Here is a 15,580-nt window from a genome sequence, read left to right as displayed (position 1 = left end):
ACTGTGATGAATCAGGGATGCAAAGGCAAGGGGAACGAGAAACGCGTGTATGCACCAGGCATCTGGGCGCGATCGCGAGATCCCAACTTACGGGGTGTGCGCTCGTTTGTGCGGCGCGATACATCCTGCGCAATGCGGCTTTCCGCGCGTGAACTGCGACGGAAATCCCTTTGAGTGGCAGCTGCTGCTGTCAACATGATGACCTCCTGCGGATCAAATGGCGAACACCACTTGCGGGTGTATTTGTGATGACGTATACATTCTGCGCATTGCCGACGATCTCTTCAAGTGTTTTTCACCCTCGGCGTGCAGGGTCGTTCCTTCAGGCGTGGATTGAAAAGCAAAAGGTTGGGAACTGGTGAAGTCTCCCCATGGCCTCGTCCTCAATAATCTAAAAATTCGGTAAAAATTTGTGGGCGATCGTCATGTCTCCACAGGGCTTTCGGGGTAAAAGTAAAGTCGTATCAGAATGCAAGCCGACTGTGAAATGTGCCACTTTATGCTCGGTGTATGTGGCGTGTCTTCGATGCGGCGTCAATATCGCGCCCATGTGGAGTGACTACAATGGCCCCATGGGTAATGAGGTCGAAATCGGTCGAGGAAAACGAGGCCGCCGCGCCTACACGCTAGATGACATCGCACTTGTTTCGGCACGCAGAACCAGGGACCCTGCCGACGTGAACGTTGGATGGCAGATCGATGCCTATCACGTCGATGTCCCCATCATGGCTGCCCCCATGGATTCGGTGATGAGTCCCGATACGGCAATTCTCTTCGGCAAGCTTGGCGGTATTGGAGTTTTGGACCTTGACGGTCTGTGGACTCGTTACGAAAATCCTCAACCGATCTTGGATGAGATTGCCCAGCTCCCCGCCGAAGGCTCAATCGCTCGACTTCAACAAATTTATTCGGCACCTATCCAAGCCGATCTCATCACCGAACGTCTCCAATACATCCGAGATGCGGGCGTTGTGGTGGCCGGAAGGCTTTCGCCCCAGCGCACCCAGCGCTACTGGCGCGCTGTTGTCGAGGCTGGTGTTGATCTCTTCGTCATCCGCGGAACAACGGTGTCTGCCGAGCATGTCTCTTCGCGTGCAGAGCCTCTCAACCTCAAACGCTTTATCTATGAGCTTGATGTTCCCGTCATCGTTGGCGGAGTCTCCACCGACACCGCCGCCTTGCATCTGATGCGTACGGGCGCTGCAGGTATTCTGGTTGGCTTTGGCGGGGGAGCAGCCCACGCAACTCGTCAGTCCCTGGGCGTCCACGCTCCCATGGCGACGGCAATCGCCGATGTTGCTGCGGCGCGTCGCGACTACATGGATGAGTCTGGCGGTCGCTACGTCCACGTGATCGCGGATGGTGGAATTGGGCGTTCCGGTGACATGACACGCGCGATCGCCTGTGGTGCAGACGCGGTGATGATGGGTGCGGCCCTTGCTCGCGCCGAGGAAGCTCCAGGACGTGGTTGGCATTGGGGGTCCGAGGCCACGCACCCGGAGCTCCCGCGAGGCCACCGTGTGCGCGTGGGAACTTCGGGGACCTTCAGTGAAATCTTGTACGGACCCTCGACGCGTGCGGATGGAACGCTGAACTTTATTGGTGCGCTCAAGCGAACTATGGCCTCGACAGGGTATTCGGAAGTGAAGGACCTGCAAAAGGCGGAAGTCGTCGTCAGCCCCTATTCGCGCTGAGACAAAATTCTGGGTGGCGAACGTCTTAGTTCGCCACCCAGATCAGTTAGAGGGTGGGTTTGTGAAGAGTAAGCGAAGCAACTTCCGCTCGTGGAACCCACAGATCTAATGCCGTGAATCCAGCGAAGGCCAAAGACAAACAGCTCGGCCAGAGAATGTTTTCGTACTCTAGTGAGAAAGCGTAGAAGCTATCGGCAGCGGTCGTATGGAGTGTTCCCAACAGTGTTCCAATGACGATTAGAGGAATACTGAAATTGACGACTACTGAAATAATCCGAATCACCCGTGAGGGTCCGACGATATTTCTTATCCTGAGAATGCTTCCAGTGAGTGCCAGTAAGAGCCCAATAACAATGGCGATAGCGACTGGTTTCGTGAGCCAGATTAATGGATTGTCATGGAAGAGAGGCGGAAGCCAAAGCACGAGAAGTGGGAGGCCACCAACGAAAGCAAGATAGGTGGATGTCTCCCATGCGTTCCATTGAGTGTCGACAGTCGCGCTGCGTAGATTTGACATTATTCCTCCTAGTGGAACGAATTCGGATCCCATTGGTTGCAGCAGGAGCCGAAATGCAAACGATGGCCAGTTTGGAGTGAACTAGATTTCTTCCTTGAAACCGAAGGAAAAGGGTCGCGCAAAGCTGGCGGTGGCGGTGGGGGAGGCCGCGAAGGAAAGACAGGTGGCGTGCAGCGGTTCTTTGGTGCACCCATGAATAATTATCCCCGGGTGTTTAATCCCTTGTCAATAGTTTTTCTGCAGGTCAAGGCATGAAAATGTGGGGCGACCACAGTTGTGATCACCCCACAACTATTGAAGGGGGTTGGTGCTTGGCTTTAGGCGGCTGTGTTCATCACCAGGGCAGTGATTGCCGGGCTGATGAGAATCAGAGCTAAGGCTAGTGCGCCGTAGAGATTTCGTTGGTATGAGGGGCCTTCGGAAGCGGTCTGATGCCAGATCGCTGCAAAAGGTAAGAAGACTGCGGCCACTAGTCCCACAACGAGAACCATGGGGCGCAGTGCTGGAGCAAAAACGCAGGCGAAAAGGGCGACTGCAAGGATGATGGGAGTGATCAGGGATTTTCTCACGGAAAAATCATAAATCTGAGCAGTTGGAGCTTCAGTACAAGCGCTTGTGATTTTGATTAAGTCTGCGACTGTGTGCATATTTCGGTTGAATAGTTTCCAGCATCATGCATAAATAGTGATGTTTTGGCGACGGTTTAGAACGTGAAAAGTGGTCCCGGCCTAGAAAACCAGACCGGGACCACTCTCAGTAACTTGCTAGACGCGCCCTAGATCACTGATCTGCTGCGCTGGGGTGCGTCATGTCTGCGGGAACAACCCATGCGTCGAACTCTTCGGGGGTGACAAAGCCCAGCTCAAGAGCGGACTCACGCAGAGAAATGCCCTTGTGATGTGCGTTCTTTGCGATCTTCGAAGCCTTGTCGTAACCGATGTGACGGTTCAAAGCAGTCACCAGCATCAAGTTGATATCCAAGTGGTGCTGAATCTTTTCGCGGTTCGGCTCAATGCCGTACGCGCAGTGAATATCGAAGGAAACGCAAGCATCGCCAAGCAGGCGGATGGATTCCAGAACGTTCCATGCCATAACGGGCTTGAAAACGTTGAGCTGGAAGTTGCCCTGAGAACCAGCGAAACCAACGGTTGCATCATTACCGAAGACCTGGGTCGCGACCATGGTCATGGCCTCGCACTGGGTCGGGTTGACCTTACCGGGCATGATGGACGAACCGGGCTCATTCTCGGGAATGATCAGCTCGCCAATGCCGTCGCGCGGGCCGGAGGCGTACCAGCGCACATCGTTGGCAATCTTCATCAGCGCATCAGCCAGAACGCGCAAAGAGCCAGAGACCAGGACGAGTGCGTCGTGCGCGCCCAGGGCTGCGAAAAGGTTATCGGCCTGCTTGAACTCAATGCCGGTTTCCTCAGAAATCTTCTTCGCGGCGAGCTTGCCGAAAGCGGGGTGAGCGTTAAGGCCGGTTCCCACTGCGGTTCCGCCGATCGCCAGTTCGCGTGCGCGAGAATCCGCGTAGCGAATGCCATCGAGCGCGAAATCAATCTGTGCAACCCAGCCGGAAATAACCTGGCCAAGAGTAATGGGGGTTGCGTCCTGGAGGTGGGTGCGGCCCACCATGACGACATCCGCGTATTCCTTGGACTTTGCATCCAAAGTATTGCGCAGCTGCTCAACGCGCGGATACATCGCCTGGAGTTCCTGGACCACAGCAATGTGCATTGCAGTGGGGAAGGTGTCATTCGAGGACTGACCGCGGTTCACATGGTCATTGGGGTGAACAGGAGTCTTGGAACCCATGACGCCACCAGCAAGTTCGATTGCGCGGTTGGAGATGACCTCATTCGCGTTCATGTTCGACTGCGTGCCGGATCCGGTCTGGAAGACGACCAGCGGGAAGTGATCATCGAGCTTGCCCTCGATCACCTCGTCGGCGGCGCGAGCAATCAGGTCTGCGATGTCCTGCGGGAGCTCGCCGAGTTCGGCGTTTGCAAGCGCAGCAGCCTTCTTCAAAGTGCCAAGTGCGCGAACCATGGGGCGTCCCCACACGAAAGTGTTACGACCGATGTCGAAGTTGTGGAGCGAACGCTCTGTTTGTGCGCCCCAGTAACGATCGACAGCAACCTCAACGGTGCCCATGGAATCGGATTCGGTACGAGTATTTTCTGCCACGAGTGCCTCCTTCACATCTGTGACCAGGAATGTACGTCTTAAGCCTACTCGGAGAGTGCTAATTTTCAGGGGTCACTCGTCCTAGCTTTAGACAGAAAATAGAAAACGCAAGAGCGCGAGAGTACGGCCGCGCGTAGGGTGGAAGAGTGAATCTAATCAGGAAGACGATCTTGCTCACGCAGGCCCTGTGGGCAAAGCACACTGTCCGCCTCGCCCCTGAGCCGCCCGGTCGGCGCAGTGGGGTAGTCCTTCCTTCTTCACCCATTGCCGAGGCCACCGCCGAGCCCCTACGTCTGGTGGCCGTGGGTGATTCCTTAGTTGCCGGCAGTGGTGTTGAAAATCAAAGTGATGCACTTACTCCGCGGATTGCGCAAAAAATCGCTGAAAAGACTGGCCGTTCAGTTTGCTGGGAAACGTATTCGAAACTTGGGTCGACAATGCGCAGAATTCGCTACCGTTTTCTTCCTGAAGTAGACGGGCATGTCGATATTCTCTTTGTCTGTGCGGGAACAAATGACATCATGGCCAGGCGTACGAGAAGTGAATGGATCGAAGAATTCACAGCGGTCATGACCCAGGCTCAGGCCCTGGCAGATCACGTGATCGTTTGTTCTGCCGGGCAACCGCATCATTCCCCAAAGCTTCCTAGAATGCTCAGGGCTGAACTTGGTAAACGTGTTGATGCCCAAACCTTGGATTCGCAAAAAATCTGTCGTGAGCTTGGAATTGACTATGCCGATGTGGCACACGCCGAACTTGTCCCAGATTTTTGGGCGAGTGATGGTTTCCATCCCGGTGCTCCCGGCTACGAACAAGCTTCGGGATTGGTTGTTAACGCGATGAGTTTTCTCCCATCTTTGACTGCTACGATCCATTAGAACGCGACGCGCTATGTCGATCGTCAAGGAGTGTTAGGTGGAACAAGCAGTCGTGACCGCCGCTGAGCGTCGCAAGGCACGCGCTGCGATTTCAGCGCTTTTCTTCACTAATGGCGCGCTCTTGGGCAGTCTTGTTTTGCGCTTCCCTGAGATTAAGGATGCCTTCGGTCTTTCCTCCAGTGTCTATGGTGCAACCATCGCGCTGTCATCCCTGGGAGGAATTCTCGCCGGTCCCTTCGCTGCGCGAGCTGTTCGCCGCTTGACCTCGCGCGTGGTTGCCTCGGTCATGACCATTGGGATCGGTCTTGCGGTTCTCTTAATTGGCCTGACATCAACGCTTCGCATCTATGCAGGGGTCTCTCCAACTGTTGCCACAATTCTCTACATCATTCTTGCCTCGAGTTTCCTCCTCAATGGATGCAGTGACTCAATCGTTGATGTTGCGCAGAATATGCAGGGATTTCGTCTCCAGCGCCTCTACGGTCGGCCAATCATCAGTGCTTTCCACGGGATGTGGTCTGTTGGTGCCGCGGTTGGTGGTCTCTTTGGTGTCTTGACCACTACTTTCCACATTTCTCTTTTGATCCACAGTCTCATCGCCTCATGCATCTGCATCGCACTTGGGTTCGCGGTGATGCCCTTCACTATCCGAGGCGCAGACCCCCAAGACAACAACGAAGACGAAGCCGGCGATTCCTCCCGAGTACGGACAGTTTCCTGGCATCCGGTCCTTGTTCTTACTCTGCTCGTCATCTTGTGTATTTCAGGAATGCTGATTGAAGACGCAGGCTCCTCGTGGGCGACGCTCTTCATGCGAGACTATGCCCATGCCGGTGCCGGACTCGCTGGTTCGGGGTATGTCGTTCTCTTAACGACGCATGCGTGTGGTCGTTTTATTGCCGATTCGCTCGTTCATCGTTATGGTCCCCGTGCCGTCGTCTGTGGGGGAGGAGCCCTTATTTTGATCGGAATGGGAAGCGCTCTCGCCATCGGCACATTCCCCGCGCTTCTCGTTGGTTTCGCCGCCGCAGGACTTGGATGCGCGGCCTCGGTACCCCTGGCCTACAACGCAGCCCACGATATCCGAGGGATGAACCCCGCCACGGGGCTGACGATCGTCTCCTGGCTGGGGCGCCTCGCATTCCTTGCGGCACCCCCGCTTGTCGGCCTCGTCGTGCAGCACACCTCGTTGCTCTCGGCGATGATCGTCATCCCACTCGCGGGCGCGGGACTGGTCCTGACCTCAACTGTGCTTGCCCGCAGGGGTGCCAACGTGCAAGAGTGACGGCATGGAGTTTTTAGGAATCAGCGGACCCGAGGCGATCATCATCGCCGTGGTGGTTCTCGTGGTTCTGGGCCCCAAGGGAATGAGCGAGGCCGCGCGACGCATCCTTGAAGTGCGCAGGCGCTGGTTGGAGGTGTCGGCCTCGTTCAGGAAGCAATCGGATCAGGCGATAGCGCAGCTTCGCGCTTACGCTTCCGACGCCTCGCAAGAAGATCGCGAAGCCAGCACACCCCAAGCGCACCAAAATACAGAGCCAGAAGCGCGCACATCTGAAGAATCATCGACCACAGGTCGGGGAGCGGATTCGTAATCGCCGCAAAAACTGTCGCACCCACGACCGCCCACCTCCAGCGGCGCAGAATCTGAGAAGTCGAGGCCAAGCCAAGGGCGTGAATCCCGATGATGATCATGGGGAATAGGAAAGATGCGCCGACGACCAGAGTAATGATGACGACAAAACTCAAGTAGGAGTCAAAGTCCAAAAGCGCCGAGGAACCCGGGGGAAGTTCTGACAGGAGGAGTGCGACCGCGTGGGGGAGGAACCAGATTGCCGAGGCAACTCCCGCAAGGAAGAGGAAAGCGCTGGGGATCGCGATGAGTGCGGCCCGTCGCTTCTCGGTGCGAGTGAGCGCGGGCGCAACAAAAAGCCAGAGTTGAGCGAGCCACCAAGGAGTGGTGAGGATGAATCCTGCCCACAGTGCGAAGGTGATGTGGGTTGAAAAGGGACCGATGACGGTTCGGAAATTGATCCCCGAGGCCCCGGCCGCGTGGAGCGGTTTCGTGAGCCAGGTGAGGGTTGGAGTGTAGAGGAACCATGCACCGACACCGCCGACGAGGACTCCCGCGATGCTCAAGAGGAGGCGTGTGCGCAGCTCAAGGAGATGTCGGGTGAGCGACATATGTGCTTGGGCGTCGACCTGAGGCATGGGGAGGGAATGAACTACTTGGTGGTCGAGTCTTCGTCGGAGGAAGGCGCATCCTCGGAGAGGTCGTTCATTTCCTTCTTAAGGATTTTGGCGCTCTGGCCGATCGACTTTGCAAGTTCTGGGAGCTTTTGGGCGCCGAAGAGTACAAGAACGACGACAAGAACGATGATCCAGTGGATGGGACGCATGCTTTCTCCTTCTTGGGCGGGATTCCTGGGATGAGCCTACACCGCCTTTCGTGATCTCAGCGTGAGAAAGACAACGAAAGGGGACGCGCTTAGGTAACACAGGTTATCCTAAGTTCAGTTAATTAGGTTATGAGTGGTTATCGTAAATCATTCGGTTGGGAGATGAATGTTCCTCGCGAACTTCTTGATTGCCCTGAGAGAGGGAGTCGAAGCTGCCCTCATCGTCGGAGTGGTCGCAGCATACTTGGTCAAGGTCGGAAGAAAAAACCTCCTTCCCAAGGTGTGGCTGGGAGTTGTCATTGCGGCAGCCATTCCCCTGAGCCTCGGTGCAATCATGACCTGGGGTCCCTACACGCTGTCATTCCAGGCGCAAGAAATCCTCGGCGGAACCCTCTCATTGGTCGCAGTCGCCATGGTGACCTGGATGATCCTGTGGATGAGTTCAAACTCCCGCCAATTTGCGCGCAAACTTCGCGAAGACACCGCCGCGCAGTTGGCTTCGGGCTCTGATTGGGGAGTCGTCTGGATTGCCTTCATTGCCGTGGCGCGAGAAGGAATTGAAACCGCACTTTTCGTGTGGGCAACAATCAAATCCTCGGCAGAAAGCGCGATCGCAGCTCCCGCACTCGGAGTGGTCACCGGTTTGCTCGTCGCAGTTGTCATTGGCTGGCTCATTTACACCGGAGCCGCTCGCATCAATCTCTCTGTTTTCTTCAATATCACCGGTCTGCTCCTGATCTTTGTTGCGGCAGGAATCGTTTCCTACGGCATTGGCGACCTTCAAGAATCGTCCGTACTCCCCGGATGGGGCGTCCCCATCTATGACATCACCGCCTACCTCGACGGCTCGGTCTACTCGTGGCTGACCACCTCTTCGTGGTGGTGGACCCTCCTGGAAGCAATGTTCAACGTCAATGCTTCCCCGACACATCTCCAGCTCATCGGCTGGGTGCTCTACATCGTCATTATTCTGCCGCTTTTCCTGGTGCGTTCCGGGATGATCGGCTCACAACACCACACCCCACAAGGAGAAAAATGAACGCCTCCCGCACGCGCCTCGTCATTGGAGTTGCGGCTGTTTCTGCACTGGGTTTGAGCGCATGCGTCGCCAATAACCCCTCGAGCACTTCGGCCTCGGGAAGTGCAGGCGCAAGCGACGCACCCCTGACCGTCACCATCACCGATGACACGTGTAAGGTTTCCGCCGCGAGCGTTCCCTCAGGCGTCGTCACCTTCAAACTGACCAACAACGGAACCGTCCGCAACGAATTTGAAATTCTTGCCGAAGACAAGCTCCGCATTGTTGGAGAGCGCGAAAACCTGGGCCCCGGAACCTCGGTCGACTACACCGTCACCCTGCAGCCCGGCAAGTACTTCACCGCCTGCAAGAAGAACATGGTTGGCGCACTTGTCGGCGCAACTGAATTCACCGTGACCGACTCTGGAAAGCCCGTCGAGGTTAGCTCGGACGAAAAGGCACAGATCGACGCCGCCGTCACCAACTACACCGCATACGTCCGTGATCAGTCCGGTCAGCTCCTGGAGCAAACCAAGTCCTTCGCTGAGCTGTACAAGAAGGGCGATTTTGATTCGGCCCGCAAGGCCTACGCCCCCACGCGCATGTACTACGAGCGCATCGAGCCCACTGCCGAGGCCTTCGGTGACATTGACCCCGCACTGGATCAGCGTGAAGCTGACTGGCAAGAAGAAGGCGCTGACGGAGAATGGACCGGCTGGCACGCCATTGAAAAGGACCTGTGGCGTCCCGATGGCTACCAGGGGTTGAGCGAGGAACAGCGCACAGCAATGGCCGATAAGCTGGTAGAAGACACTCAGAAGCTCTACGATCTGGTCTACTCCAACGACTTCAAGATCTCTCTGTCGGATATCTCCAACGGCGCAATCTCGCTGCTCGAAGAGGTTGCAACCACGAAGATCACCGGTGAAGAAGAAGCCTTCTCTCACACTGATCTGTATGACTTCGTCGCAAACGTCGAGGGCGCGAAGGTCGCATATGGGGATGTTGAAGATCTCGCGAAGGCGAAGGACCCCAAGCTGGCCGGAAAGATCAGTGATGCCTTCACCGAGCTTCAGCACGAGCTCGATAAGCACAAGGACGGCGACGGTTATGTCTCCTACGACAGCATTGACGAAGCGGGCCGCAAGGCCCTTTCCGACAAGGTCAATGCGCTTCGCTTGCCCCTGGCACAGCTGACGGCAGCAATTGTCCAGTAAGTACTAGTTACAACTCGTTGGGCGTGGCGCACCTGAAGGCGCGCCACGCCCAACGGCATCACTTTCACCATCCGTCTGTCATTAAAGGACCCAGTCATGACTCAGCATCACGAAGCAGCTGAAAACAATGGCAATGCCGATCACGAGGGCACCAAAGAAGGACTCTCGCGTCGCCAATTTTTAGGATTAGCCGGCCTCGGCGCACTTACCCTTGGGCTGGGCGGTGGCGGCGGATTCGCCCTCGGTCGCCACGCGGGTGATGGCATCGATTCCGATGTCATGAAGAAGACCTACGAGTTCCGCGGTGAACACCAGCAGGGAATCATTACCCCAGCTCAGCAGCAGATGCACACTGCCGCATTCGATCTGACGACCACGAACCGTGACACGCTCATTGAACTCCTCCAAGACTGGACCTTGGCCGCGGAACGCATGACTCATGGCGAACTGGTCAAGGACTACACGACTTCGCTGACGAAGGCGCCAGACGATACCGGCGAATCAATGGGGCTTGGCCCCGCCGGCCTGACCATCACTTTCGGTGTAGGAAAAACGCTCTTCATCGACGACGAAGGACGAGATCGCTTCGGTCTTGGCGATAAGCTTCCTGTTGCCCTACGTGACGGCATTCCGCCCATGGCAGCAGAAAAACTCGACCCCAAGCGCGGCGGCGGAGACCTCATCATCCAGGCTTGTTCCGAAGACCCCATGGTGAATCTCCACGCCCTTCACAACCTCACGCGCATCGCATTTGGTCGCGCGACCATGCGCTGGACACAACTGGGATACGGGCGAACCTCATCGACCTCAAAGTCCCAAGAAACGCCTCGTAATCTTTTCGGCTTCAAGGACGGAACATCCAACATCAAGGCCGAAGACTCTCAAGCCGAATTGGATAAGCACCTGTGGATCCAATCCGGTGATGACCAGGGTTCATGGGCAGCCGGCGGCTCCTACATGTGCGTTCGCAAAATCAAGATGATGATGGAGGTCTGGGACGAACTGGTCCTGGCTGAACAAGAACAGATCATCGGACGCGACAAGATCCACGGCGCACCTTTGTCGGGCGGAGAAGAATTCACGAATCCGGACTTCGCGAAGGAAGGACAGCAGGGCAACCCCACTGTTGGCTCCTCTGGCTTGGCTATCGCTCCGGACTCTCACGTCGCCATGATGAACCCGAATAACAACTCGGGACGACGCATGCTTCGTCGTGGATACAACTACCTTGAAGGCGTGGACTACTTGGGGCGCTTGGATGCGGGTCTGTTCTTCGTCGCCTACGTGCGAAATCCTGCAGAGGGCTTTATCCCCGTTTTGGCGAAGATGAAGAGCGACCAGCTCACCGAGTACCTCCAGCACTTGGCATCGGGTGTGTACCTCATGTTCCCCGGAGTGCGTGAGAAGGACACCTATGTCGGCCAGAAGCTCTTTGAGTAAGGGGATATGTGGTGAGTGACTCGAATCAGACGGGTGAACACGCAGACGTAAGCGAGGCCCTTCCCATTTCACAACGCCCGGCCTCGAACGCTCCCGGACACTGGGTGCTCGCAAGAGTCGGAAAGAAAGTTCTACGCCCCGGCGGCTTGGAACTGACTCTTCAGATGCTCTCCGAGGCGAAGCTAACGGGCTCCCGGGTGGTTGAATACGCTCCCGGGTTGGGGCGAACCGCATCGGAAATTCTTGCTGCACGCCCGGCCTCGTACACGGGGGTCGATAAAGATCCGGTTGCCGCCAAACACGTAAGAGAGTTGGTCGGCACGCGGGGGACAGTGATCAATGCTGATGCCGCCGACACCGGACTGGAGTCGGGGTCTGCTGATGTTGTCGTTGGTGAAGCCATGCTCACCATGCAGGGAGAGAAGTCTAAGAAAGCCATCATTTCCGAGGCCGTGCGGCTGCTGGCACCGGGAGGACGCTATGCGATCCATGAGCTTGCCGTTCAACCCGATACCATCGATGAGGAATTGCATACGCAGATTCGTCAAGATTTGGCACGTGCAATTCACGTGAATGCTCGTCCCCTCACCTGCGCGCAGTGGTCGCGGCTTTTGGAAGAATGCGGATTAGTGGTTGATAGCGTCCACACCGCGCCTATGGCCCTCCTAGATTTCTCGCGGAATATTCGCGATGAGGGTTTTCTTCAAACTCTGCGAATCATACGAAATGTTCTTTCAGATCGAGAGCTACGTGCCCGTGTGCTAGGAATGAGGAAGACTTTCCGCACATATCAACAGTGGATGTGCGGAGTGGCAATTGTGGCTCATAAGCCACTGGAAGGAGACACCGATGACGCTCAGTGACGACACCAATCTTGAGGTCCCCGTGCCGATCATGACCGATGTTCAAGACATCGCCTCTATGATCCAGATCAACGAACAAGCCACGGTTTCGCGCACCGTCATGCACTGTGAAGGAATGCGTCTGGTGCTCTTCTCCTTCGATAAGGATGAGATTCTCAGTGAGCACACCGCGGCAATGCCCGTGATCCTCCAGACCCTTGAAGGTGCTCTGGAAATCGTCGCTGATGGCCGTACAGTGATTCTGCGTCCGGGAGATGTGATCCACTTCGGAACGCGACTGCCTCACGCCGTGCGCGCGCTCGAGCCTTCCAAGATGGCGCTGTTCATGTTGGATTCACGGGAGCGATCACCAAAGAAGTAAGGCGAGACAATGTTGATCGGGGCTGGGTTTGTGAGTAACCCAGCCCCTTTCGTATGAGAGATTCAGTCGACGAGGCCGTTGACGGCGCTGTCCAACTCACGCAGCCACGCCTCGGCAGATACATCCGAAGGCATACGCCAATCTCCGCGCGGGGAGAGCGAGCCGCCGGCCATGACCTTGGGGCCATTGGGGAGTGCACTGCGCTTGAACTGCTGGGTGAAATAACGACGGATGAACAGACGCTCCCACTTCACGATCTCATCCAAGGAATACGAAACCTTGTCTTCCTCGGGGAAGCCAGCGGGCCAGTCCCCGTGAGAAGCATCGGACCACGCGTGCTCTGCCAAAAATGCAATCTTTGAAGGTCGCGCCCCGCGTCGCAGCACGTAGTAGAGGTTGAAGTCTTGAAGGTTGTAGGGGCCGATCTTGTCCTGAGTGGATTGCATCTTTTGTCCGGGCTTTGCGGGAACCAACTCCGGAGAAATTTCGGTTCCCAGAATTGACAGCAAAATCTCACCAACTTCGGGGGAGAACTGGCCAGAAGAAACCACCCAACGAATCAAGTGCTGGATCATCGTCTTAGGGACGCCAGTATTGACGGCGTAGTGGCTCATCTGGTCGCCCACACCGTAGGTGCACCAGCCCAGTGCAAGTTCCGATAAATCGCCAGTACCCAAGACAATGCCGCCCAGGTGATTTGCGAGGCGGAAAAGATAGTCCGTGCGTAGTCCTGCCTGGACATTCTCAAAAGTGACGTCGTAGTCGTCGTGCCCATCGGCGTAGGGGTGATCGATATCGGCCAACATCTGCCGAGCAGCGGGGGTGATATCGATTTCCTTGAAGGACACTCCGAGCCTCTCGCACAGTGCAATCGCATTGGTTTTCGTGCGCGCGGAGGTCGCAAAGCCTGGAAGTGTGTAGCCCAGAATATCTGTGCGCGGGCGCCCCAAGAGGTCCATCGCACGAGCCGCAACGATCAACGCGTGCGTTGAATCCAAACCACCAGAAACCCCAATGACAACCTTGGGCTGTCCGATTGCGCTCAGGCGCTTCGCAAGTCCCGCAACCTGAATGTTGTAGGCCTCGTAGCAGTCCTGTTCCAGCTGGCTCGGGTCGTCAGGGACGAAGGGGAAGCGATCGACCTCGCGTTCCAAACCCAGATCCTTTCGTGGTGGGTTCAGCTCAATGGCAATGCTGTAAGGGCGCGGGATGGAGAGGCCCTCAAGCATCTTTTGAGCGTTGTCGGTGAAAGAATTCTGGCGCGTACGCTCGGTGCGCAGATGCTCGACATCCACGTCGGCGACGGTGATCTGGGTTCCTGAGGCAAAACGCTGCCCGGCGGCAAGAAGCTGCCCGGCCTCGTAGATCAGGGTCTGCCCATCCCAGGCAAGGTCGGTCGTTGACTCACCCGGGCCGGCGGCGGTGTAGACGTAGGCGCAAGCACAGCGTGCGGAAGTTGACTGTGCCAGGAGCTTGCGTTCATCGCCTCGTCCGACGGTGATGGGGGAGGCGCTCAGGTTGAGCAGCACTGTTGCGCCTGAGAGCGCAAGGAGTGAAGCGGGAGTGACGGGAACCCACATGTCTTCGCAGACCTCAATTCCCACACACAGTCCCGGAATGTCGGTGACATCAATAGTGACAGAGCCAAAAGGCAACAGGGGAGCATCCCCCGTGTAGGGCTCTGTTGGCGCCCACGGAGCCTGAAGAAGATCGTTGTCAAAGCTCGGTGGAGTGACAAAGTGACGCTTTTCGTAGAACTCGCGGTAGTTCGGAAGATAGGACTTCGGGATGACGGCAAGTGCGCGGCCTCGGTGAATTGCAACCGCGCAATTGTAGAGGGCTGCACCCTTGCGCAGGGGCGCGCCGACGACGATTAGGGGGAGAAGATCCGTACTGGCATTGATGATTGCAGTGAGCGCGTGCTCGACCTCATCAAGAAGAACGTCTTGAAGGAGGAGATCGTCGATCGCATACCCCGAAACGCACAGCTCAGGGAAGAGCGCGATCGAGACACCGCGTTCATCGCAGCTTCGCGCGGCTGCAATGATTTCTTCGGCATTGGCCAGTGGCCGTGCGGGATGAACGGGGAGCGTCACTGCCGCCACGCGTGCGAAGCCCTGGTCATAAAGGGAATGGAAGTTCATGGCTTTCCTCCTGAGTCGCTAGGGCTATTGTCGCCTACTTGGGCGCCTTGCGCCTTCTCGAGGCCCTAGCTGGCTTGGTGTGTCTACTTCAGTTCGTTCATGATCTCTTCAAAAGAGTGAGCAACGGGGTCGCGGATGATGAGGTCTGCGTCAGCGTCGGCGTTCGTTGGCGTCGCGTTCATCAAGACCAAGTGTGAACCCGAGAAATAGTTGAGTAATCCCGCAGCGGGATAAACGACCAGAGACGTCCCAGCAACGATCAATAGATCGGCGTGCGCAATTGCCTGAACAGCGCCGCTAATGACTTCCTCGTTCAGCGATTCGCCATACATGACGATATCGGGGCGGAGCTGTCCGTGGCAGCGAGGACAGGTCGGGACCAACTCAGCAAAGGCCTCGGGAATCGAGGAAAGGGGATAGCCGGCCCCACAAGCGGTGCACAGAAGGTGCTCCCAATTTCCGTGAAGCTCCCAGACTGTGCGTGAGCTGGCCCGCTGGTGAAGACCATCGATATTTTGAGTGATGACGCATTCGAGAAGCCCATCTGACTCGAGCGAGGCAAGTGCGCGGTGAGCACCGTTGGGTTCGACCGGCTTGTGCACCTCGCGGAACCACTCCCAATAGGCCTCGGGATGAACCGAAAAGAAATCGATACTGAGGACCTGCTCCAAGGGGATTGTGCGCTCTTGGAAGTAGAAGCCGTTCGCACCTCGGAAATCTGGAATGCCTGATTCCGTGGAGACTCCCGCACCGCCGAAAAATACTGTTGAAGCAGAGGTGCGAAGCCAATTCGCAAGAGTTGAAACATCAGTGGTCATCGTTAGTCCTTTGACGATGGAACCGTTTAAGAATACGCCGA

The 15,580-nt window shown here is 56.6% G+C and carries 15 protein-coding genes and 1 pseudogene; 9 read left to right on the top strand and 7 right to left on the bottom strand.

Going from position 1 to position 15,580, the window contains the following annotated elements; genetic code table 11:
- Nucleotides 1-572: 572 nt before the first annotated feature.
- A complete protein-coding gene (locus tag ACWNMW_RS02210) occupies nucleotides 573-1,694 on the top strand; it encodes a GuaB3 family IMP dehydrogenase-related protein (RefSeq protein ID WP_034501402.1) in 1,122 nt (373 codons plus the stop codon).
- Between the two features lie 46 nt (nucleotides 1,695-1,740).
- Here ACWNMW_RS02210 and ACWNMW_RS02205 read toward each other — a convergent pair whose 3' ends face one another.
- The 3 genes from ACWNMW_RS02205 to fumC form a co-directional block, all read right to left on the bottom strand.
- Entirely contained in the window at nucleotides 1,741-2,211 is a 471-nt protein-coding gene (locus tag ACWNMW_RS02205; RefSeq protein ID WP_034501404.1) for a hypothetical protein, read from the bottom strand.
- Nucleotides 2,212-2,528: 317 nt separating this feature from the next.
- Nucleotides 2,529-2,780, bottom strand: coding sequence for a hypothetical protein (locus ACWNMW_RS02200; RefSeq protein WP_158705811.1), 252 nt, complete (start codon nucleotides 2,778-2,780; stop codon nucleotides 2,529-2,531).
- 211 nt (nucleotides 2,781-2,991) lie between these two features.
- On the bottom strand, nucleotides 2,992-4,401 hold the full coding sequence (gene fumC, locus ACWNMW_RS02195; RefSeq protein WP_295893568.1) for a class II fumarate hydratase: 1,410 nt from the start codon (nucleotides 4,399-4,401) through the stop codon (nucleotides 2,992-2,994).
- A 146-nt stretch (nucleotides 4,402-4,547) separates the two neighbouring features.
- Here fumC and ACWNMW_RS02190 point away from each other — a divergent pair, with 146 nt between their 5' ends.
- The 3 genes and pseudogenes from ACWNMW_RS02190 to ACWNMW_RS02180 all read left to right on the top strand — a co-directional run.
- Nucleotides 4,548-5,279, top strand: a complete 732-nt coding sequence (locus tag ACWNMW_RS02190; protein ID WP_449489892.1) for an SGNH/GDSL hydrolase family protein — start codon at nucleotides 4,548-4,550, stop codon at nucleotides 5,277-5,279.
- Between the two features lie 37 nt (nucleotides 5,280-5,316).
- A complete protein-coding gene (locus ACWNMW_RS02185) occupies nucleotides 5,317-6,564 on the top strand; it encodes an MFS transporter (RefSeq protein ID WP_449489891.1) in 1,248 nt (415 codons plus the stop codon).
- 4 nt (nucleotides 6,565-6,568) lie between these two features.
- Nucleotides 6,569-6,652 (top strand): annotated as a pseudogene (locus ACWNMW_RS02180) (twin-arginine translocase TatA/TatE family subunit); the annotation flags it as partial.
- A 58-nt stretch (nucleotides 6,653-6,710) separates the two neighbouring features.
- Here ACWNMW_RS02180 and tatC read toward each other — a convergent pair.
- The gene (tatC, locus tag ACWNMW_RS02175; protein WP_449489890.1) at nucleotides 6,711-7,490 is read right to left on the bottom strand and encodes a twin-arginine translocase subunit TatC; all 780 of its coding nucleotides are present in this window, start codon (nucleotides 7,488-7,490) and stop codon (nucleotides 6,711-6,713) included.
- A gap of 14 nt (nucleotides 7,491-7,504) precedes the next feature.
- On the bottom strand, nucleotides 7,505-7,678 hold the full coding sequence (gene tatA / locus ACWNMW_RS02170) for a twin-arginine translocase TatA/TatE family subunit (RefSeq protein ID WP_448750875.1): 174 nt from the start codon (nucleotides 7,676-7,678) through the stop codon (nucleotides 7,505-7,507).
- A gap of 166 nt (nucleotides 7,679-7,844) precedes the next feature.
- Between tatA and efeU the strand changes: the two genes are divergently transcribed.
- The 5 genes from efeU to ACWNMW_RS02145 all read left to right on the top strand — a co-directional run bounded on the left by efeU (nucleotide 7,845) and on the right by ACWNMW_RS02145 (nucleotide 12,577).
- A complete protein-coding gene (gene efeU, locus ACWNMW_RS02165; protein ID WP_449489889.1) occupies nucleotides 7,845-8,717 on the top strand; it encodes an iron uptake transporter permease EfeU in 873 nt (290 codons plus the stop codon).
- Nucleotides 8,714-9,913 carry an iron uptake system protein EfeO gene (gene efeO, locus ACWNMW_RS02160; protein WP_449489888.1) on the top strand — a complete coding sequence of 400 codons (1,200 nt, stop codon included), beginning with the start codon at nucleotides 8,714-8,716 and terminating at the stop codon, nucleotides 9,911-9,913. The genes efeU and efeO overlap by 4 nt, the downstream gene beginning before the upstream one ends.
- 96 nt (nucleotides 9,914-10,009) lie before the next feature.
- Entirely contained in the window at nucleotides 10,010-11,353 is a 1,344-nt protein-coding gene (gene efeB / locus ACWNMW_RS02155) for an iron uptake transporter deferrochelatase/peroxidase subunit (protein WP_449489887.1), read from the top strand.
- Nucleotides 11,354-11,364: 11 nt separating this feature from the next.
- Nucleotides 11,365-12,216 (top strand): class I SAM-dependent methyltransferase, encoded by an 852-nt coding sequence (locus tag ACWNMW_RS02150; RefSeq protein ID WP_449489886.1) that lies wholly within the window; start codon nucleotides 11,365-11,367, stop codon nucleotides 12,214-12,216.
- Nucleotides 12,203-12,577 carry a cupin domain-containing protein gene (locus ACWNMW_RS02145; RefSeq protein ID WP_448750790.1) on the top strand — a complete coding sequence of 125 codons (375 nt, stop codon included), beginning with the start codon at nucleotides 12,203-12,205 and terminating at the stop codon, nucleotides 12,575-12,577. Before ACWNMW_RS02150 ends, ACWNMW_RS02145 begins: the two co-directional genes overlap by 14 nt.
- Nucleotides 12,578-12,639: 62 nt before the next feature.
- Here ACWNMW_RS02145 and ACWNMW_RS02140 read toward each other — a convergent pair whose 3' ends face one another.
- Together ACWNMW_RS02140 and ACWNMW_RS02135 are read right to left on the bottom strand one after the other, a co-directional pair.
- Nucleotides 12,640-14,721 (bottom strand): NAD(+) synthase, encoded by a 2,082-nt coding sequence (locus ACWNMW_RS02140; RefSeq protein ID WP_449489885.1) that lies wholly within the window; start codon nucleotides 14,719-14,721, stop codon nucleotides 12,640-12,642.
- Between the two features lie 83 nt (nucleotides 14,722-14,804).
- On the bottom strand, nucleotides 14,805-15,539 hold the full coding sequence (locus ACWNMW_RS02135) for an NAD-dependent protein deacylase (protein WP_449489884.1): 735 nt from the start codon (nucleotides 15,537-15,539) through the stop codon (nucleotides 14,805-14,807).
- Between the last annotated feature and the right edge of the window lie 41 nt (nucleotides 15,540-15,580).

The organism is Actinomyces sp. Marseille-QA0893, from assembly GCF_976954355.1.
Note: the sequence above shows the minus strand (reverse complement) of the source record. Positions and strands in the feature narration are given on the sequence as shown.

Coding starts and splice junctions, on each gene's coding strand:
- ACWNMW_RS02205 (WP_034501404.1), bottom strand. CDS start 2,211: ATGTCAAATCTACGCAGCGCGACTGTCGACACTCAATGGAACGCATGG.
- ACWNMW_RS02145 (WP_448750790.1), top strand. CDS start 12,203: ATGACGCTCAGTGACGACACCAATCTTGAGGTCCCCGTGCCGATCATG.
- ACWNMW_RS02140 (WP_449489885.1), bottom strand. CDS start 14,721: ATGAACTTCCATTCCCTTTATGACCAGGGCTTCGCACGCGTGGCGGCA.
- tatA (WP_448750875.1), bottom strand. CDS start 7,678: ATGCGTCCCATCCACTGGATCATCGTTCTTGTCGTCGTTCTTGTACTC.
- ACWNMW_RS02135 (WP_449489884.1), bottom strand. CDS start 15,539: ATGACCACTGATGTTTCAACTCTTGCGAATTGGCTTCGCACCTCTGCT.
- tatC (WP_449489890.1), bottom strand. CDS start 7,490: ATGCCTCAGGTCGACGCCCAAGCACATATGTCGCTCACCCGACATCTC.
- ACWNMW_RS02210 (WP_034501402.1), top strand. CDS start 573: ATGGGTAATGAGGTCGAAATCGGTCGAGGAAAACGAGGCCGCCGCGCC.
- efeU (WP_449489889.1), top strand. CDS start 7,845: ATGTTCCTCGCGAACTTCTTGATTGCCCTGAGAGAGGGAGTCGAAGCT.
- efeB (WP_449489887.1), top strand. CDS start 10,010: ATGACTCAGCATCACGAAGCAGCTGAAAACAATGGCAATGCCGATCAC.
- efeO (WP_449489888.1), top strand. CDS start 8,714: ATGAACGCCTCCCGCACGCGCCTCGTCATTGGAGTTGCGGCTGTTTCT.